Here is a 20,503-nt window from a genome sequence, read left to right as displayed (position 1 = left end):
GACTTTAATGTAAATAATCCGTTATTTCAACTTTCCTTGACTAGCAACAGATTTCATTGCCTTTTTAATTTTGCTTTCATCACCTAAATAGTAATGTTTAATGGGGTTTAAATCTTTATCTAATTCATAAACCAAGGGAATGCCTGTGGGAATGTTAAGCTTTAAAACATCTTCTTCACTTAAATTATCAAGATATTTAACAAGTGCTCTTAAAGAATTACCGTGAGCAGCAACAATGACTTTTTTACCTTCAAGAACTTCTTTTGCAATCTCATCAGTCCAATAAGGAATAACTCTTGCAACAGTATCTTTAAGACACTCTGTTGAAGGAAGTTCCCTTTTAGGAATATGTTTATATCTTGGATCTTTTATGGGGTGACGATCATCAGATTCATCTAAAGACATTGGGGGAACGTCATAACTGCGTCTCCAAATTAAAACTTTATCTTCCCCATATTTTGCAGCTGTTTCTGACTTATTTAAACCTTGCAAAGCACCATAGTGCCTTTCATTTAATCTCCAGGTTTTTTTTACACTAATATAAGATTGACCTAGCTCTCGCAAAATAATATTTAAAGTGTCATTAGCCCTTGACAACGAAGAACTAAAAGCAATATCAAAAGAATAACCTTCTTGCTTGAGAAGTAAACCTGCCTCTATAGCCTCATCGATACCTTTATCAGAAAGTTTAACATCTGTCCAGCCAGTAAAAAGATTTTCTTTATTCCACTCACTCTCTCCGTGTCTTACTAAAACTAATTTATACATAAAATCTCCTAGTATATTATTTTATTTACTAATACTAATAATTATAAATTAGCACAAAATCTAGTCAAGATTTCAACCTTAATTAAATAATGATATACTTTAAAATACATTAAGCTTTAAGCTTATCAAGCAGGGAAAAGAATTTATGGAAAATCAAAAAATTTTAGTAGCAAAATATGCGGTTGATCACTACATCAAAAGCAATATGAATCTTGGAATTGGAACAGGCACAACTATTTATCATGCAATAAAATATTTAAGCGAAAAGATAAAATCGGGTAGCTTAAAAAATTTAAAATTCTATACAACAAGCAATGATACAAAATATTTACTCTCAAAAGAACAAATTCCTTATGAATCAAATTTTTCAAAACTTAACAAAAATCTAGACATTGCAATTGATGGTGCTGATGAGATTTTATTAGAAAAAAAAAGCTTAATAAAAGGAATGGGTGGCGCACATCTAATGGAGAAAGTAATAGCTTACAATTCAGAAACATTGCTAATAATAGCAGATGAAACAAAAATTGTAAAAAAATTAGGAACCAAAATGCCTATTCCAATAGAAGTTGCCCAAAATGCTGTTGGATTTATTATGACTAGACTTGAAGAAATGAATTTAGAGCCAATCTTAAGAATTTGTAAAGAAAAAAAAGGACCCACTATAACTGATAACAATAATTATATCTTAGATGTAAAAATGAATGTGGAAAATCCCGAAGGAACAGAAAAATACTTCAAACTATTTCCAGGCATACTTGAGATTGGAATATTCAACCATAAAAACACAAAAATAGTTTATTACCAAGACAAACAAATCAAGGAAGCCTAAACTTAACTTTAAAAAAGTTATCATTAAAATAGTTTATAATCTTTACTAAATAAAAATCTAACTTAAACCTTTCACACCCTTTTAATAGCATAATATTATTATCAAAAATAAATTTTCTACTTAAAGTTGCGCAGTAATTAATAAACTTAAAAAATTGTTCTTCATCATATTCAAATCTAAGTCTAAGATCCCTCAAGCTGACTCCCTGAATACTTCCAAGCCCCTGAATAAAATGATAAATAAAAAACTGTAAATCATCTAACAATTCAAACGTTACTAAGCGATTATTTGCTTTAACAAAACCACCTGTTTTTCTAATCAAAGCTTTTACATTATTATTCTTATCATTACAAAAAAGCAGGCTTACAGCATGCTCCCCTAATCCTAAATACGGTTTTAATTTCCAATTTAGCTTATTGTGCTTGCTCTCATGCCCCTTTAATGCAAAATTAGTAATTTCATAATTAATATAACCATTAGATTCTAAGCAATTTAGGGCATAAAACCACAGCTTTTCAGAATCAATCCCGTTATCAAAATCTTTCAAGACAAAGTCTTCCTCTTCACATATAAAATCGTTAAAACAAATATGCTCGGGCATATATGAAAGCAATTCTTTCAAATCTCGCTTGAGATGAGATTTTTTTTGCAAAGGAATATTAATAGTCATATCAATATTTAAATCAAAAGGAAACTTTCTAATATTGTTAATCAAAATATTCAATTTTTCATAAGAAATCTTGGGCATCCCCAAAATCTTTCTAAGCTCTAAAGAAAAACTTTGAACACTAAGATTAATTCTACTAATACAAAATTCATCCAAAAGTTTGAATTTTTCAAAATCAACATAACCTGGAATAATTTCTAAAGTAAACTCTTCTAATAAGGCTAAATTAATATATTTAGACAAGGAAGTAAAAATACATTTTAAATTATCTTGATTACATAAACAAAAATCTACATGCTTAATGTAAAGTGTTTTTATAATTGGATAACCTAACAAGGTTAAATGACATTTTAATTCCTCTAAAATTCTATTAAAAATGCTAAAATCTTTACAACAAAATGACACATTAATATAAAGACTTAACTCGACAAGAGGTAAAAGATCTGCTCTCATAATTGGTCTTTTAAAAATTTGGGTTTAATTATAACATATATAAAGTACAAATATTAAAATATATTTAAAAAACATAATAAATAAGGGAGATTTGAAGGAGATTTTTAATGACCAAAGACTACTACAATATACTTGGAATAGAAAAAAATGCTAGTAATGAAGAAATCAAAAAGGCTTACAAAAAATTGGCAATAAAATATCACCCGGACAAAAACAAGGGAAACAAAATAGCTGAAGAAAAGTTTAAAGAAATAAACGAGGCTTATGAAATTTTATCTTCTCCTGATAAAAAAAGAAATTACGACTCTTTGGGTAGCACCAATTTTAATGGCAACAACGACCATTTTGAAAGAGAATTCAGCAACACAAGATTTGGCAATTTTGAAGATTTAGATTTTTTTTCCAAAATCTTTGGAGGATCTTCAAGAAAAACAACGGATAGAGAAATAACTGTAAATATTTCACTTTATGATGCTTATATGGGAAGTAAAAAAATAATACTTATAAACAACAAAAAAATAGAAATAATAATACCAAAAGGAACATTAGAAACAACTAAAATAAAAATAAATAACAAAGGCCCTATTAATCCCATTTCTGGAGCAAAAGGAAGCTTAATAGTCAAATTTAATATATCAAGTTATAAAAATTTTAAACTAAATGGAAAAACCTTAGAAACAGCAATAGAGGTTTACCCATGGGAAATAGCCTTGGGTTGTGAAAAGTTATTCGAAACAATTGAAGGTAAAAAAATAAAACTTAAAATCCCTTCGGATGCAAAAAATGGAGAAATTCTGAACTTAAAAGGATTAGGAATGCCCATAATTGGAAGCAGCTCAAAAAGGGATCTTAAAGTGACTTTGATAGTAAAAATTCCAAAAATAATAAATAATGAGGTAAAAGCTATTTACGAAAGATTAAAAGAGATATACAGCTAAAGTGTTTCTGAAAATAAATGACCAAAATTTTTTAAATTTGCCTCCCAACCCGACCTATATTCATTAAATTTATTTATTTTAGATTCATATTCTTTGATTCCATCCTCAATATTATCAAAATTCTTAGCAATATCCACTGAAAACTGAAAAACATCCCCTTGTCTGGGAGCAAGAGTAAAAAAGGCAAATTTCCAATTTCCAGAATTTATGGTAGATACAATCCTTTTTTGGAAAACATAATCAGAGATTAAAACAAATTTTTGGAACTCTTTTCTTCGCAAATAAATAAGCTCATTCCACTCATTAAAAATGGCATCTGGTAATTCATTTAAACCAATCTCAATTATATTATTAATAGATAAAAGAATTTGTAAAATTTCTATTAAATTCAAATAATAGCTATCAAAACATTGAATTGTAATTTCAAGCAAAGCAATTTTTATAAGCAGCTTAGAAATGTCAAGACTATGATCTTTCATAATTTTATCAATTCTCTCTTTTGTGTGATCTATAATGAATTTTTTATGAGTTTCTTTAATATTGCTACTTTTTTTAATTTGCTCTACTTTTTCATAGTAATCATTAATTTCTTTATTAATTACATCTAAATTATTGCTATTAGCCTCATTGGAGAAAAAATCCAATGAATTACTAAGTCGACCTAAAAATTCTTCTTGAATAAAAAATGTGGCAATTCTTATGCAAGAAAATGGTGCTTTGCTCTTTTTTTCAAAATTTTCAATTTTTTGTTTAAGATCTACTCTAAAATTTAAATATTTAAGTTTGTCTAAAAATTTATTAAAACAGGAAACATCTTCTAACAATTCATCTTCATGAATGTCTAAAAATTGGGAATTAGGATGATATTTTCTTATCAAATTTTTAATAATAAGTAAAGTATCCAAAAAAATAGCCTTATTGGCATCCCAAGATTTATTGATATTGGGATTAAAATCCCTATAAATTTTATCCAAAAATACAAGTTTATCTTTTAGCAAATTAGCATCGTTAATAAGGCTTGACTGTTCTCGATAAGAATAATAATTTATTAAACTATACCTAAAAATACTAAAATTAAGATACTTTTGAAAATCAAAAAATCTATAAAATCCTAATGACCCAAAATCAAAAAACTTCATGTCGCAATATCATCTTATTTAAGTTCTACTTTATCTTTTTATATAGATTTAAAAGTATTGGAGACGCTATGAATACAGAAGAATAAGTTCCAACAATTACCCCTACCATAAATACTAAAGAAAAATCTTTTATAGATCCTTCAGTAAACACATAAATAGAAAACACTGCAACAAATGTTGTAACTGACGTCAAAATAGTTCTTGACAAAGTTTGACTAATGCTTATATTTAATACATTTAAAAATGTGTTGTTGGTTAATCGCTTAACATTGTCTCTAATTCTATCAAAAATAATTATTGTGTCGTTTAAAGAATATCCAATAATAGTTAATATTGCCACAATAATATAGCTATTAATCTCTATTCTAAATGCCCCCAAAAAAGCAACTATAAAAAATATATCATGAAATATTGAAAGTATGGAAGCAATGGCATAACTTAGTTTAAATCTTAAAGTTATATAAATCAAAATCAGAATAAATGTTCCTAATACCAAAAATATTGACCTAATTCTCAAAGTAGAAGAAAAACTTGAATCAATAAAATAAGAATCCAAAATTTCAATATTAGCATCAAATTTTTTTTTAAGTTCATTTAGTATTGTTTTTTGAACTTCTGTTTTAAAAGCATAATCAATAATATCTGACTTTACCATAATAGAGAATTCGCTTTTATTCTCATTTGGTGAAAAAATGCTATTAACATCTAAAGCCTTATAAATCGGAGAGAATATTTCTTTAATTTCATTTTCTTTAATATTTGATTTTTCTATTGAAAGATTAATATTAACTCTAGAAGAAAAATCTATTCCCCAATTGTATCCACCATGATAAAAAAAAGTATAAATAAGCCCAACCAAAATCAAAACAACACTGACAATTAAAACATTGCCCCCATATTTTGAAAAATTAATTACTCTTTGCATATTTTGAACTCCAAGATATACTTATAAATTTGCTTTTTCTAGTAGATATGATAAATTCCAAAATAAATCTTGAAAAAATCAAACTACTAAAAAGGGATGCCACAATTCCAACAGAAAGAGACCACGCAAAACCTTGAATAACCCCTGTCCCAAGAAGAGTTAAAAAAAGCACCGCAATAAATGTCGTTATATTTGCGTCCATAATTGATAAAAAGGCTTTTTTAAAGCCATCTTCAAAAGCATTTTCAAATTTTCTGCCCTCTCTAATTTCTTCTTTAATTCTCTCATAAATAACTATATTTATATCAACGGCCATACCCATTGTCAAAATAAGACCCGCAATACTTGTTAAAGTTAAAGTAAAATTAAAGGCCGACAATATTGCTAAAATTAAAAATACATTATAAATAACGAGTGAAAATCCAGCTACAACGCCACTCAAACCATAATAAACACACATAAACAAAAAAACTAAACAAAGAGCAAGCGCAGAAGCTTTAATACCAAGATCAATAGTTCTAGCACCAAGAGTAGGCCCTATTATTCTCAAATCATCTATTTTAATATCAACTGGAAAAGCTGCGGTTTTAAACACTAAAGCAAGATCTAAGGCCTCTTTTTTATCAAAAGAATCACCTTGAATTGAAACATTGCCCCCAGTAATAGCATAGCTAATTCCTGCTACAGACTTAATTTTGCCTTCCATAACAACAGCCAAAGACTTTCCAACATTTTTTTGAGTAAATTTAAAAAATTTTTCACTTCCATCAACATCAAGACTAAAAGCAACAGTATCTCGACCTGTTCTGGGATCATTAGAAACCCCAGCATCTTTAATGTGAGCACCATCAAATGAATTTTCAGGACTAGTATCAACTACATAATAACGAACTGATGATTCATCATCCACACCATAAGAATCTTTAACATACCAAGGAAAAATTTGTTTACTATCTGAAAGGTTCATGCTTGCCTGAATTTCGGGAATAGAAAAAAGAGAGCCCGATTCTAATATTTTTCTATGCAAAAGAGATGTAGACTCGTCATCAACCACATAAAAAGTCAAATTGCCTTTTCCGCTCAAAAGAGTGCCTACTCTACTCTCATCTTTTTCTCCAGGAATATCTAAGAAAATTTTATTTCCCCCAGCCTCTCTTACAATTTTAGGCTCTGTAAGTCCAAATCTATCTACCCTATCCTTAAGAATTTGCATTATTCGATAAATAGCATCCTCTCGCTCAGTAAAAGTCAAAGAACGACCTAATTTTTTCTCAACACTTGAATAATCAAGGGAAATAGTAACACTCATCCCCCCAGACAAATCAAGTCCAAGATGTATTATTCTACTTTTGCTCTTCTTTATGTTCTCATAATATCTATAAATCTCTAAGCTTACTTCTCCCATATCAGAATCGGTCAAAAATCCTTCTCGTAAGGTTTTAGCAGTAAAAATATTAGGCGGAATTTTCATTGAAGACTTATAATTATTTTTTGCTATTGGAATTAAATAAGAAAGACTAGTTGGAATGCTGCTGTTGGGATCTTTGTTATATAGCTCCTTAAGCTTAACAAGATCATCAAAAGCTTTTTTCTTAGAATAATCTCTTAAAGCCTCTTGCGAATATGAGCTTATTTTTTTATCCTCAATGCTCATTAAAAAATACCACTTTAAAGTCGGAAATATTAAAAGACATGCAAAAAACGTCACCAACAATATCAATATAAGCTTAGATCCTTTTTTCATTATACAAATCCTTAAAATTTTTAAAAAATACCATTATTAGCTAACAGTTCTAATTTTACCTTTAAACAACACCTTTTTTAACTTCATTTTTTTCAGACAAAACTTTCTCAATAGAGTTTTTTATAAATACTGCTTCGTTATTTGGACTTAACTCTAAAATAACATCCGTATCGCCTAATTTTTTCACAACTCCAAAAATTCCACCTACTGTTAATACCTTATCGCCTTTTTTCAGATTTTTTATCATTTCTTTCTTATTCTTCTCCTCCTTACGCTGGGGAGATATCACTAAAAACCAAAATATAGCAATAACAGGCACAAAAACTAACAAACTTCGCAAAAAGCTACTATTGCCGCTAAATTCTTGCAATAAAAACACAAAACCTCCTACACTATATATATGTCACTTTTATCTTATTAATGTCATCGGGATAAACTACTCCAAATAAAAGCTTAAAATCATCTTTTTTGGTATAATTAGAGTTACTTATTTTATTATACTCTTCAATTAAATAATTAATAAGATCGTCGTCGTTTCTATAAAGAGCCTTGCTAAAGGCACTTCTGTAAAGACCAAGCTCAAAAAGTTCTTTAACGCTTTTACCTTTATTTTCTCTTAAAAGTTGCCTATCTACTATTGCTTTTGAACCATCAAAGCCTATACAAAAAACAAATTCATCCTCACTCAAAATAATTCCTTTGAATAATAAAATATTCACCGGCAAAAACACAAGTTTGCCGGTGAAGCTTTTTTACATCATTCCCATTCCTGGATCCATAGGATAACCACTACCACCAGAAGTATTTTTCTCTTCTTTAATATCGGTGATTGCACATTCTGTTGTTAATAAAAGCCCAGCAATCGAAGCAGCATTTTGAAGCGCACTTCTTGTAACCTTAGCAGGATCAATTATTCCACTCTCAATCATATTTACCCACTTAAAGCTAGAAGCATCAAACCCAAGCCCTTTTTTCTCGGTTTTGATTTGATGAATATAAATAGATCCCTCAAAACCAGCATTTGAAATAATCTGTCTCATTGGTTCTTCAAGACTTCTTTTTACAATCTCAAAACCTTGCTTTTCCTCATAGCTTAATTTGCTTGTATCTATTGTATCTAAATACATAGCAACTTCAATAAGAGTTGCTCCACCACCAGGCACAACACCCTCTTCAACAGCAGCACGAGTTGCAGAAAGAGCATCTTCAACTCTATGCTTTTTCTCCTTAAGCTCTACCTCAGTAACAGCTCCAACATTAATAACAGCAACTCCACCAACAAGCTTTGCAAGACGCTCTTGAAGTTTTTCTTTATCATACTCAGATGTTGAATCTTCAATTTGCTTTTTAATAAGCTCTGAACGCTCCTTTATTTGTTCTTTATTACCGGTATTAATAATAGTAGTATTGTCTTTATCAACCTTAATAGTTTTAGCCTGTCCAAGTTGCTCAATCTCAACTGTCTCAAGAGTAAGACCTAGCTCCTCGCTGATTAAAACACCGCCGGTAAGCACTGCAATATCCTCAAGCATTGCTTTTCGTCTATCACCAAAACCAGGAGATTTAATTGCACATACCTTTAAAGCTCCTCTAACGCTGTTTAAAACAAGAGCAGCAAGAGCATCCCCTTCGATGTCCTCAGCAATAATTAACAAAGGTTTATTTGTCCCTAAAACTTTCTCAAGAACTGGTAAAAGCTCTTTAATAGAGCTAATCTTTTTCTCATATATCAATATGAAAGCATCATCAAAATTAACACTCATATTCTCTTTATTGGTAGAAAAATAAGGAGAAAGATATCCTCTGTCAAATTGCATGCCCTCAACATAAGAAATCGTAGTATCAAAAGTTTTTGACTCTTCAACTGTTATAACCCCGTCTTTTCCAACTTTATCCATTGCCTCAGCAATTTTTTCACCTATATAACTGTCATTATTAGCAGAAATTGAAGCTACTTGTGCTATCTCTTCTTTTGTTGTAATCTTTTTTGCAGACTGACGAATTTTCTCAGCAGCCAAATTTACAGCGTGATCTATTCCTTTTTTTATTCCAATAGGATTAATTCCTGAAGACACATTTTTAAGGCCTTCTCTTGCAATAGCATAAGCAAGAACAGTAGCTGTTGTTGTTCCATCACCAGCAACATCATTTGTTTTAATAGCAACTTCTTTTAAAAGCTGTGCCCCCATGTTTTCAAACGGATTTTCAAGCTCAATCTCACGAGCAACGCTAACCCCATCCTTTGTAACCGTTGGAGAACCGAACTTTTTATCAATAAGAACATTTCTCCCTTTTGGACCAAGAGTTACTTTTACAGCATTGGATAATTTTTCAACGCCACTAAGTAAGCTTTTTCTAGCATCCTCATTAAAATATATGTCTTTAGCCATAAAAATTTTACCCCTTTCTATAAATAAAAATAATTTATATATAACAATATAAGATTAACATAAACTTAATACATTCGCTATAGAGTATTACTTCCATGCATTAAAAAATATAAAATATACAAAACCAGCACAAATTTTTATTATATAATGTAAATATTAACTAATCTTTATATTATAAAGACAAAGAATTTATGTTTAGAAAGCTAAAAAAATTGAAAACCTATATTATTATTATTTCAATAACTAAATTTTCAGAAGATAACCTGTTATCAATAATATCAAATATAAAATATTTGATTGAACACAAAAAGCTAGCTTACAAAATACATTGGACATTCCCAACATACTTTTTTGAAATTTTAAGAGAACACGAAGAATTAAATAACTGGCTTTTTGAAAGATTCAAAACCAATACAGATATATATATGCCTGGAACTTACAGTGGAAGCCCCCATGAATACATGCTGCACGATGAGATACATTTAGATTTATATTGGGCACTAAAAAATCCATTCAAAAGTGGATATAAAGACATATTTCAAAATAAACCTATTATGTTTTATATATACAACATAGAAAAGTTTAGAAAAAAGGTAACTGAGCTTTACAGAAAGCTTAATTTCAATTATACAGAAGGAATAAGAAAGAGCAAAAATAATAAAAATTACTTAATTTTTTATAAAAATAACTGCCAATATTTATATGAAGTGCAAAAAATAGATTCTCCAAAAAGCAACGTAGAAACTCTTATTTATTTTTATGAAATCAAAGAAACTTATGATAATCAAGAATTAAAAAATTTTTTGCTTTATTTAAAAGCCCTAGAAAACAGCTTGCACAGCATTAAGATACAAAATCTAGAAGGATCAAAGCTTACTACTGAACTACTAGAGATTCCAAAATTTAACTCTCTTAAAGAGCAAGAACCAATAATAAATTTTCAAAACAAAAGACTTAAAGATTATCAAATTAACGAAAAAAGCTTAAGAGAATTTTTAATACATAAGCACCAAGATGAAATTGTAAAAAATTCAGAATCAATTGTGCCTAAGAATTTGGAATACAATATGGAAGGAAATTTCACACTATCTCACGATCAATACAATATCAAATTCGAAAATGGAAAATTAAATAAAATAAAATTTAAAGATAAAAAAGTTGAATTTCTAAATACATCTAGAACCTATTTTAAGGTTTCATCAAAAAAAGAATTAATAAAAGAAGCATCCATTCAAAGCTCATTTTCTTTCTCAAATGAAAAAATTTTAGGAATAAAACAATATTTGGCTTTTAACTCTGCTAAAAAATCAACAATTGATTTTTTTATAGATGAGACTATTCCTAGCTTCTTTATATCGATCAAAATAAAATGGCCCTCTAAAATAGATCTAGATAAAAAAACATTAAAAAAATGCAATCCTGATTATCTTCTTGAATATTCAGCTCTTGAAATCCCTGTATTTGAAATTGCAAAAGGCACTAATTTAAAAATAACAGCAAAATACAGCGATCTTGATACTTATGAAAAAATAATAATAACTAAAAACAATTCTAAAGGCTACATTAATGGTACAGAATTTTTGATATCTAAAGGAAATGATAAAAACAGCAATTTTTTTATAAGCTTTTTAAATGTTGAAAAACATATTATTCATACAATTAATTATAAAATTGAAAAAATAAATTCTAGAAAATGGTTAATTTTAAATATAGGGGGTTCTTACAACACAGTCAAGATCCAAGATATAATAAATTACTCTCAAACGCTAAATTTAATGATACTGCCATTAAATAATAATTTTGATAACAAAATAAAACTGAATTCAAAAATAAAAAATTTAATTTTTTATACTAATATAAAAAAATATGAAAATAAATAAATAATAAGTAGTAAAATATTAATAACTGGGTATAAAATTATCTTAAGAAAAACATAAAAAGTATTTAAAAAGTATTTAATCTTTAATTTAAACAAAAAGGTATAATAATATGAACGATAACATAATAGACGTCCATTCCGCATTGGAAAAAGTCGGTATTACAAACGATCCTGTATTATTGAAAAATTTAACATCAGAATTAGGAATGAAAGCATCTCATTCGAGAAACAGAATCATTCTCTACATAGCATCAAACCCAAAAGAATACTTTACAGCAAAAGAAGTTTATAATAAACTTATAAAAGAAATTCCAAGCCTATCAAAAGCAACAGTATATAACACATTAAATATTCTAAAAGAAAGAAATATACTAAAAGACATAAAAACTACTGATCAAAAAGAAACAAAATTTTATCTAAGCTTGGCTTCCACAATAGCTCACTTTAAATGCAACAAATGCAATCAAGTCCACCCTATTCAACTTGACGATATTAAAGATATTTTGAAAGACAAGCTTGGAGAAAACTGGGAAACAAAATCTATTGAAATAATTTACTCAGGGCATTGCAATAATTGTTACAAAAAAGATATCCACAACAACAACAATATCCCACCAGAGAACAAGGGAATCACTTTATGAATATAAAAAATATCATTTTTATACTTATATTCTTATTGCTCTTAATACTAGTTAGCCCTAGAATAAAATTTAAAAATGAATTTTTTAAAAAAACAATTCCTAAAAACATAGAAGAAATTGACAGCTACTTATTAAAAGAAGAATTGCAATTTAATTTAGAAAACAATACAAAAAAAGAAATAATCTGGCATAAAGGAAAAGCACAAAAAACTTCATATTCTGTGGTCTATATTCATGGATTTGGAGCATCTAAAAATGAAATTTATCCGGTTCCAAATAATATTGCAAAAGCTCTTAATGCAAATATTTTTTTTACAAGACTTAAAGGGCACGGAATTAACAATAAAAATGCATTTCGGGGAATAACTACCCAAGATTGGCTGAAAGACATTGATGAGGCTATTAACATTGGCAAATTAATAGGTGATAAATTAATATTAATTGGGACCTCTAATGGGGGCGCTGCCAGCATTTGGGCCTTAGCAAACTATCCAAATGAAATAAACTCGGTGGTATTAATTTCTCCTAACATATTCCCTTATGACAAAAGAACAAATATCGTTTACTATCCCTGGGGAAGACAAATTGCATATCTTATAACAGGTGGTTACAATAAATTTGAAACAAAAGAGTATAAACGAAAAGAACATATGACTATAAATAGCCACTCTTCAAAAGTACAACATGTGGACGCAGTTATTGCAATGATGGGCCTTGTCACATTATTAAATTCATATAATTTCGATGAAATCAAAATACCTTTAATAGTAGCCCACACACCCAATGATCATACAGTAGACCCAATAAAAATAAACGAATTTATAAAAAATTATGGGGGTGAAAAAAAGGATATTCCTATTATACTTCTTGAAAATTCACACGCACACGTACCTATTGGAAACCAAAGCTACAAAAGCGCCCAAAATACATCATACTTCACAAAGTATGCAGTTGATTTCATAAACAAGATTAATAAGTAATAGCCTTAAGGCTATACTTATTCAAAAATCAATCTTCTAGTAATTCTTCTATTTCATTCTTAAGCACACTAACACCTGGTCCGTAAACTACCTGAACCCCATTGCCTTTAATAATTACTCCTTTAGAACCCGTTTTTTTTAAAATTTTTTCAGAAACTTTAAGAACATCTCTTACTGTAATTCTTAGCCTAGTTGCACAACAATCAAGCTCAACAATATTTGAAGCACCACCAAGCCCGAGAATAACCTTAGTAGCATAATTTTCCTCAAATTCACCACTCTTAGTGCTTGAAGGCTCTTCAGAACTTGCATCTTGCGTTCTACCAGGAGTTTTAAAATCAAATTTTTTTATTAAGAATAAAAAAGTAAAGTAGTAAAGGAAAAACCAAACAATGCCTACAACTGGCACCAAAAGCCAATTAGTTCTTGAATTTCCCTGCAAAACACCAAAAAGAATAAAATCAATAAACCCTCCAGAAAACGTCTGACCTATTGTAATTTGAAGAATATGCGCTAGCATAAAAGCAAATCCATCAAATGTAGCATGAATAACATAAAGAATAGGGGCTACAAAAAGAAAAGAAAATTCAAGAGGTTCTGTTATACCCGTTAAAAATGATGTTAGAGCCGAAGACATCAAAAGACCAAAAACTTTTGCTCTCTCTCCACGATTTGCGGTATGATATAGAGCAAGTGCAGCTCCAGGCAAACCAAACATCATGGTAATATGTCGCCCACTCATAAAACGACTAGTTCCAATAAAAAATCTATTTGTACCTTGAGCAGCAAGTTCTGCAAAAAAGATATTCTGAGTCCCTTCGATCAACTTTCCATCAATAATAACAGATCCCCCAAGGCCTGTTGTCCAAAATGGCAAATAAAATATATGATGAAGACCAAAAGGTCCAAGCATTCTTAAAAAAATTCCATAAATAAGTGTTCCAATATAACCGGTTGAATCTACCAAGCCTCCTACTTTATTAATTCCACTTTGTACAAATGGCCAAAAAAGAAACATAATAACAGCAAGAAAAATACTAGAAAAAGAAACAACAATCGGCACAAATCTAGATCCAGAAAAAAATCCAAGGACCTTGGGCAAATCCACCTTGTTAAACCTAGAATGAAGATAATAAGTCAAAATACCAACTACAATCCCCCCAAAAACTCCCGTTTCTAAAGTTTTAATCCCAAGAACAAAACCCACAGCACCACTAGAAAAAGACTCCGCTTTGCCTGATACATCAATTAAAACTCCAATAGTAGCATTCATCACAAGATAGCCAATAAATGCCGCAATTCCGGATGTACCTTTATCTGATTTAGCAAGTCCAACAGCAATTCCAATAGAAAATATTGGTGCTAAATTTGAAAAAATAATAGAACCTGAAGCGCTCATTACTTTGAAAATTGATTGTAAGAAAAATATATTCAAAAAAGAATACGTCCTAACGGTTTCTGGATTAGAAAGAGAGCCTCCAATTCCTAAAAGCAGCCCCGCTGCTGGCAAAATAGCAATAGGAAGCATAAAAGAACGCCCAAATTTTTGAGCTTGTTCAAAGCCCCTTAACATAAAACCCTCCTAAAATAAAAAATAAATTAACCCCTAAGTTTAAAAATTATTTTTTAATCTGATTTATTTTTTCTACAAATTTTTTAGTAATCTCAGCGGGCCTTGTAATAGCAGCCCCCACAACTACTAAATCAACCCCCATTTCAAAGCATTTTTGAGCTTTCAGGGGGGTATCTATTTTCCCCTCCACTATTAAAGTAGCTTTTAAATTAGAATTAAGTAAAGTTTTTAAAAAATCAAAATCATTGTCTGCAATGTTCAAGCCATTAGTACTTTTTGTATAGCCATACAAAGTTGTTCCAATAAAATCAAATCCCAATTTATCGGCATTAATAGCTTCATCTAAAGAAGAAATATCTGCCATCAAAAGCTGCTTTGGATATTTTTTTTTAATATTTTCAAAAAAATCATCAAGTAGTACGCCATCAGGCCTATTCCTAAAAGTAGCATCAAGGGCAATTATATCTACCCTCTCATTACAAAGTTCATCAATCTCTTTCATGGTAGGAGTAATAAATACATCGCAATTATTATACTTTTTTTTAATAATACCTATGATTGGCAAATCAACTTCTAATTTAATCTGGCTAATATCATTAACTCCGTTGGCTCTTATTCCAATAGCTCCACCTATTTTAGCTGCCAAAGCCATCTTAGACATAATAAAACTGCTGTGTAAAGGCTCGTTCTCAAGAGCTTGGCAAGATACTATTAACCCTCTTTTGATTTTTGCAATAATAATCATACCTCCTATAAAATTTATTTTTTTAAAAAAATATAAAAACTCAAATACAGATTATATTTTTTCTTTAAAAAAAACAATTCTTTTAAAGAAAATTAACATAAATTCGCAACATAAAAACAAAAATAATTTATTATCCAATAAACATTAGGTTATAATTTAGGCATGACAAATAAAATCAACTGGTTTCCTGGACACATGAAAAGGGCCTTAGATCTAATAAAGAATAATTTGCAAAAAGCTAATATTGTGCTAGAAATACTTGATGCTAGAGCTCCATTTAGCAGTAAAAATCCATTAACTGAAAAAATTATTAAAAATCAAGCTAAAATAATTCTTTTACACAAATCTGATATTGCTCAAATATCAGAAATTATAAAATGGAAAAAATATTTTGAAAATCTTGGCAATACTGTAATAATAAGCAATATTTACAAAAAAGGAATGCGCAAGCAAATAATAGATATTATTAAAAAATTAGCCATTGTTAAAAAGATAAAAAATTATAAAGAAAAAATAAAGGTTTTGATTATTGGAGTTCCAAATGTTGGAAAATCTTCAATAATAAATCTATTATCCGGCAAAAAGAGCGCAAAAGTTGCTAATAAACCTGGATATACCAAAAATATACAAATAGTAAAAATAAATGAAGAAATCAATCTTTTTGATATGCCAGGGGTTTTATGGCATAATCTAGTAGACCAATCGATTGCAAAAAAACTTGCAATATTGGATATGATCAAAAATGAAATAGTAGATAATATAGATCTTGCATTGTATTTACTTGAAATAATGGACCAAAATAATAAAAACATTTTACTAAAAAAATACGAAATATATCATAAAAATTCACTTGATATTCTACAAAATTTTGCAAAAGCAAGAAAATTAATCGGTAAAAAAAATGAGCTTAACCTTGAGAAAGCATCAAAAATATTAATCAAAGAATTCAGAGAAGGCAAATTTGGCAAAATAATTCTTGACAAGAATTATAATACCTTTTAAAAAAGCATTTACATAAATAATAATATTAAGTATAATCTTGATTTGTATTAATACCGCCATAAGGAGGTTGAAATTAGTTGGATAATTATATCCTAGAGATTGAAAATCTAAGTCATTATTATGATAACAATGGAAACAAAACTTTAGATAACATAAATTTAAAAATTAAAAAAAATGAGTTTATCACATTACTAGGCCCATCCGGATGTGGAAAAACAACATTAATAAAAATATTGGGTGGTTTTTTAAATCAACAAAATGGCGAGATTTATTTCTTTTCTAAAGAAATATCTAAAACCAATCCAAACAAAAGAGAAATTAATACCGTATTTCAAAATTATGCACTTTTCCCCCATATGAATGTTTTTGACAATATTTCATTTGGACTTAGAATGAAAAAAACACCAAAAGATATAATCAAAGAAAAAGTAAAAACATCTCTTTCATTGATAGGAATGCCAAAATATGCATACAGAAATATTAACGAACTATCAGGAGGGCAAAAACAAAGAGTTGCAATAGCAAGAGCAATAGTAATGGAACCTAAGCTTTTATTGCTAGATGAACCACTTTCTGCGCTTGATTTAAAAATGCGACAAGAAATGCAAAAAGAATTAAAAAAAATACAGCGCCAACTTGGAATCACATTCATATACGTTACTCATGATCAAGAAGAAGCATTAACAATGAGCGATAGAATTGTCGTAATGAATGAAGGAGTAATTTTACAAGTAGGAACGCCCGAGGAAATTTACAATGAGCCTAAAACAAAATTTGTAGCCGATTTTATCGGAGAAAGTAATATTTTTGATGGAACATACAAAAAAGAACTGGTTGTAAGTTTGCTAGGTCATGAATTTGAATGCCTTGACAAAGGGTTTGAAGCTGAAGAAGCAGTTGACCTTGTAATACGCCCAGAAGATGTAAAACTACTTCCAAAAGGAAAAGGTCATTTAAGTGGAACCATAACATCAGCAATTTTTCAAGGGGTTCATTACGAAATGACTCTAGAAATTCAAAAAACAAATTGGATAGTTCAAAGCACAAGACTTACAAAAGTTGGAGAAGAGGTTGACATATTCTTAGAACCTGATGACATTCATGTTATGCACAAGGAATAATGGTTGTGAAAAAATTGATATTAATCATATATTCTATATTCCTATTAACATTTAGTATTTTCCCCTTACTAATAATAATACTGCTTGGATTTTTAAATGAAAAACACGAATTTACAATCCATAATTTTATTGGGCTTTTAAATCCAAGTTATCTTAGTATCTTTTCAAGAAGTCTAAAACTCGCAACAATAGCAACAATTTTTTGCATTTTAATAGGCTATCCTGCCGCCTGGCTAATTTCATTATCAAAAAAAAGCGCTCAAAACAAATTAATAATCATGATAATACTTCCCATGTGGATAAATACATTGCTTAGAACTTATGCCTGGATGAGAATACTTGGAAAAAACGGATTCATCAACAACTTATTTGAAAAGATAGGATTTGGGGCTTTAGATCTTCTTTATAATGAACAGGCTGTTACAATAGGTATGGTATACAATTTTTTGCCTTTCATGATCTTACCAATATACACAGGACTTTTAAAAATTAAACCAGAATGCATTGAAGCAGCTCAAGATCTTGGAGCAAGAATGTGGCAAATATTACTTTATATAAAAATACCTCTAACGCTCTCTTATCTGGCAACAGGAATAATTATGGTATTTATTCCTTCAATTACAGTATTTATCATTTCAGATTTGCTAGGAGGCTCTAAACAAATTTTAATAGGAAATCTAATAAGCAAACAGTTTCTCTTTATAGAAGACTGGAATACTGGATCTGCAATTTCATTTATTTTAATGTTAGTAATATTAATTTTTAATTTAATAATAATAAAATTAATGCGAAAAAATAATGGGGAGTAAAATATGTTTAGGGCCTTTAAAAACATTTTCTTATTTCTAATACTCAGCTTTATTTACCTTCCAATAATAATCTTAATAATTTATTCTTTTAACTCTGGTGACAGTGGATTTATATGGCAAGGATTTAGTCTAAAATGGTATAAAGAAATTTTTGCCTCAAGTCAAATCAAATCCGCAATATTTAACACCATCTTAATAGCTACAATCTCATCTTTGACCTCTGTTGTTATTGGAATTATTGGTGCTTATGCAATTTATAAATCAGAAAACAAAAAATTGAAAACAATATTATTATCGGCAAATAAAATAACAATAATTAATCCCGACATCGTAACAGGAATAAGCTTAATGACATTTTATTCTGCAATAAAAATGCAATTGGGATTTTCCACAATGCTAATATCACATATAATTTTTTCAACACCATACGTAGTAATAATAATTTTGCCCAAATTATATTCTCTTCCCAACAATATTATTGATGCTGCCAAAGATCTTGGGGCCTCAGAAATTCAGATATTCTTCAATATAATTTATCCAGAAATAGTCGGGAGCATAGCAACCGGAGCTCTTATTGCCTTCACATTATCAATAGATGATTTTTTGATATCATTTTTCACTACTGGACAAGGATTTAATAATTTATCTATCCTAATAAACTCGCTAACAAAAAGAGGCATCAAACCAGTAATAAATGCTATTTCTGCAATATTGTTTTTTACAATATTGAGCCTTTTGTTTATTATTAATAAATTTATAGGAATTAAAAAATTAACAACAGATGCTGAGCTTTAAAATGAAAAAGGAGTACTTATGAAAAAAATTTTTATATTAATAGCAATTCTTACAACTTTTGCTTGTACTAACAAAGAAACAATAACTTTAAACGTATTTAATTGGGCAGAATATATTGACGAGACTTTATTAGATCAATTTGAAAAGGAAAACAATATAAAAATTAATTATGAAATCTTTCACAACAATGAAGAAATGATGGCTAAATTTAACAACACAAATAATTACTACGACATAATAGTCCCATCAGAATATTTAATCCAAGAATTAATCGATGAAGGCAAAATTGAAAAATTAGATTATTCAAAATTGCCAAATGTAACAAAAAATATTACTCAAAATCTTACAAACTTAGAACATGATCCTGGCAATCTTTATTCAGTGCCAGCCTACTGGGGATTAATGGGCATACTTTACAATAAAACTAAAATAGATTTAAATGACATGCAAGGTTTTGACATATTATTTAATAAAAAATATAAAAAAGAAATTACAATGCTAGATTCCCCTAAAGACAATATTGGGGTTGCTTTAAAAAAACTTGGATACTCAATAAATGAATATGATACAGATAAAATTAAAGAAGCTGGAGAACTTTTAAAAATCCAAAATCCACTATTAATCGGATATTTCTCAGATGTACCTGCAAAATCATTAATGCTAAATGGAGAAGCATCTATTCAACTCACATGGAGCGGCGAAGCACAAAGCGCTATGCTAAAAGACAAAAATTTAGATTTTTATGCCCCGGAAAACACCAATTTATGGATAGATGCATTTGTAATTCCTATTGATGCTCCAAATAAAAACTTTGCTTACAAGTTTATAAACTTTTTATACGAGAATGAGCCATCTTACAAAAATTTCAAAGAAACTAGATATAATTCTCCAAACAAAAACGTAATAAAAAGAATAGAAGAAGAAGCAAAAAATAACCCCGAAATGAAATTATATTTAGAAGAAAAATTTATACCAAAAGATTTTTCCAAATTTGAAATTTTTAAAAAAATACCTAAAAAAATAAAAGAAGAAATCCTTAAAATATATTTAAATCTATCTTCTTGAATATTTAAATTCAAAAAAACTTAAAAGCTTTAAAATT

20 protein-coding genes are annotated in these 20,503 nt (G+C 29.0%); 10 read left to right on the top strand and 10 right to left on the bottom strand.

The features are described 5' to 3' along the window. Positions 1–21: 21 nt before the first annotated feature. A complete protein-coding gene (gpmA, locus tag QIA46_RS03310) occupies positions 22–768 on the bottom strand; it encodes a 2,3-diphosphoglycerate-dependent phosphoglycerate mutase (RefSeq protein ID WP_317268421.1) in 747 nt (248 codons plus the stop codon). A gap of 145 nt (positions 769–913) precedes the next feature. Between gpmA and rpiA the strand changes: the two genes are divergently transcribed. After that, positions 914–1,600: a ribose 5-phosphate isomerase A gene (gene rpiA, locus QIA46_RS03305; RefSeq protein WP_317260395.1), complete on the top strand. Its 687-nt coding sequence runs from the start codon at positions 914–916 to the stop codon at positions 1,598–1,600. Here the strand turns inward: rpiA and psgB are convergent. Further along, on the bottom strand, positions 1,587–2,720 hold the full coding sequence (gene psgB / locus QIA46_RS03300; RefSeq protein ID WP_317268420.1) for a HemN-related non-iron pseudo-SAM protein PsgB: 1,134 nt from the start codon (positions 2,718–2,720) through the stop codon (positions 1,587–1,589). The two genes, rpiA and psgB, sit on opposite strands and share 14 nt — an antisense overlap. Before the next feature lie 107 nt (positions 2,721–2,827). Here psgB and QIA46_RS03295 point away from each other — a divergent pair, with 107 nt between their 5' ends. Then, positions 2,828–3,658, top strand: coding sequence for a DnaJ domain-containing protein (locus tag QIA46_RS03295; protein WP_317268419.1), 831 nt, complete (start codon positions 2,828–2,830; stop codon positions 3,656–3,658). On the opposite strand, the gene QIA46_RS03290 is transcribed toward QIA46_RS03295, so the two are convergent. From QIA46_RS03290 to groL, 6 genes are all read right to left on the bottom strand, one after another. Continuing rightward, positions 3,655–4,797 (bottom strand): hypothetical protein, encoded by a 1,143-nt coding sequence (locus QIA46_RS03290; protein WP_301341779.1) that lies wholly within the window; start codon positions 4,795–4,797, stop codon positions 3,655–3,657. The genes QIA46_RS03295 and QIA46_RS03290 overlap by 4 nt on opposite strands. 25 nt (positions 4,798–4,822) lie before the next feature. Then, positions 4,823–5,722: a protein translocase subunit SecF gene (secF, locus tag QIA46_RS03285; RefSeq protein ID WP_317268418.1), complete on the bottom strand. Its 900-nt coding sequence runs from the start codon at positions 5,720–5,722 to the stop codon at positions 4,823–4,825. Beyond that, a complete protein-coding gene (gene secD / locus QIA46_RS03280; protein WP_317268417.1) occupies positions 5,706–7,466 on the bottom strand; it encodes a protein translocase subunit SecD in 1,761 nt (586 codons plus the stop codon). Before secD ends, secF begins: the two co-directional genes overlap by 17 nt. Before the next feature lie 61 nt (positions 7,467–7,527). Continuing rightward, complete coding sequence (yajC, locus tag QIA46_RS03275; protein ID WP_094248965.1) at positions 7,528–7,866, bottom strand: preprotein translocase subunit YajC; 339 nt, start codon at positions 7,864–7,866, stop codon at positions 7,528–7,530. After that, entirely contained in the window at positions 7,859–8,155 is a 297-nt protein-coding gene (locus QIA46_RS03270; RefSeq protein WP_317260389.1) for a hypothetical protein, read from the bottom strand. Before QIA46_RS03270 ends, yajC begins: the two co-directional genes overlap by 8 nt. Before the next feature lie 63 nt (positions 8,156–8,218). Continuing rightward, positions 8,219–9,856: a chaperonin GroEL gene (gene groL, locus QIA46_RS03265; protein WP_316256334.1), complete on the bottom strand. Its 1,638-nt coding sequence runs from the start codon at positions 9,854–9,856 to the stop codon at positions 8,219–8,221. Between the two features lie 191 nt (positions 9,857–10,047). Here groL and QIA46_RS03260 point away from each other — a divergent pair, with 191 nt between their 5' ends. From QIA46_RS03260 to QIA46_RS03250, 3 genes are all read left to right on the top strand, one after another. Further along, a complete protein-coding gene (locus QIA46_RS03260; RefSeq protein ID WP_317268416.1) occupies positions 10,048–11,736 on the top strand; it encodes a histidine kinase in 1,689 nt (562 codons plus the stop codon). 109 nt (positions 11,737–11,845) lie between these two features. Continuing rightward, complete coding sequence (gene bosR / locus QIA46_RS03255; RefSeq protein WP_014023862.1) at positions 11,846–12,376, top strand: oxidative stress transcriptional regulator BosR; 531 nt, start codon at positions 11,846–11,848, stop codon at positions 12,374–12,376. Beyond that, positions 12,373–13,356: an alpha/beta hydrolase gene (locus tag QIA46_RS03250; protein ID WP_317268415.1), complete on the top strand. Its 984-nt coding sequence runs from the start codon at positions 12,373–12,375 to the stop codon at positions 13,354–13,356. The genes bosR and QIA46_RS03250 overlap by 4 nt, the downstream gene beginning before the upstream one ends. A gap of 28 nt (positions 13,357–13,384) precedes the next feature. On the opposite strand, the gene QIA46_RS03245 is transcribed toward QIA46_RS03250, so the two are convergent. Further along, on the bottom strand, positions 13,385–14,929 hold the full coding sequence (locus tag QIA46_RS03245; RefSeq protein ID WP_301341772.1) for a maltose/glucose-specific PTS transporter subunit IIC: 1,545 nt from the start codon (positions 14,927–14,929) through the stop codon (positions 13,385–13,387). Between the two features lie 46 nt (positions 14,930–14,975). Further along, positions 14,976–15,674: an N-acetylmannosamine-6-phosphate 2-epimerase gene (locus QIA46_RS03240; protein WP_317268414.1), complete on the bottom strand. Its 699-nt coding sequence runs from the start codon at positions 15,672–15,674 to the stop codon at positions 14,976–14,978. A 162-nt stretch (positions 15,675–15,836) separates the two neighbouring features. Between QIA46_RS03240 and ylqF the strand changes: the two genes are divergently transcribed. The 5 genes from ylqF (at position 15,837) to QIA46_RS03215 (ending at position 20,466) form a co-directional block, all read left to right on the top strand. Next, positions 15,837–16,676 carry a ribosome biogenesis GTPase YlqF gene (gene ylqF / locus QIA46_RS03235; protein WP_301341770.1) on the top strand — a complete coding sequence of 280 codons (840 nt, stop codon included), beginning with the start codon at positions 15,837–15,839 and terminating at the stop codon, positions 16,674–16,676. 77 nt (positions 16,677–16,753) lie between these two features. Continuing rightward, on the top strand, positions 16,754–17,797 hold the full coding sequence (locus QIA46_RS03230) for an ABC transporter ATP-binding protein (protein ID WP_301341769.1): 1,044 nt from the start codon (positions 16,754–16,756) through the stop codon (positions 17,795–17,797). A 5-nt stretch (positions 17,798–17,802) separates the two neighbouring features. Continuing rightward, positions 17,803–18,606, top strand: a complete 804-nt coding sequence (locus QIA46_RS03225; RefSeq protein ID WP_317268413.1) for an ABC transporter permease — start codon at positions 17,803–17,805, stop codon at positions 18,604–18,606. 3 nt (positions 18,607–18,609) lie between these two features. Beyond that, positions 18,610–19,401 carry an ABC transporter permease gene (locus QIA46_RS03220; protein ID WP_008882167.1) on the top strand — a complete coding sequence of 264 codons (792 nt, stop codon included), beginning with the start codon at positions 18,610–18,612 and terminating at the stop codon, positions 19,399–19,401. 18 nt (positions 19,402–19,419) lie between these two features. Further along, positions 19,420–20,466, top strand: coding sequence for an ABC transporter substrate-binding protein (locus QIA46_RS03215; RefSeq protein WP_317268412.1), 1,047 nt, complete (start codon positions 19,420–19,422; stop codon positions 20,464–20,466). The last annotated feature ends 37 nt before the right edge of the window (positions 20,467–20,503 follow it).

Origin of the sequence: Borreliella carolinensis, from assembly GCF_032595855.2 — a bacterium.
Lineage (GTDB): Bacteria > Spirochaetota > Spirochaetia > Borreliales > Borreliaceae > Borreliella > Borreliella carolinensis.
This window is presented reverse-complemented; position numbering and strand designations above follow the sequence as displayed.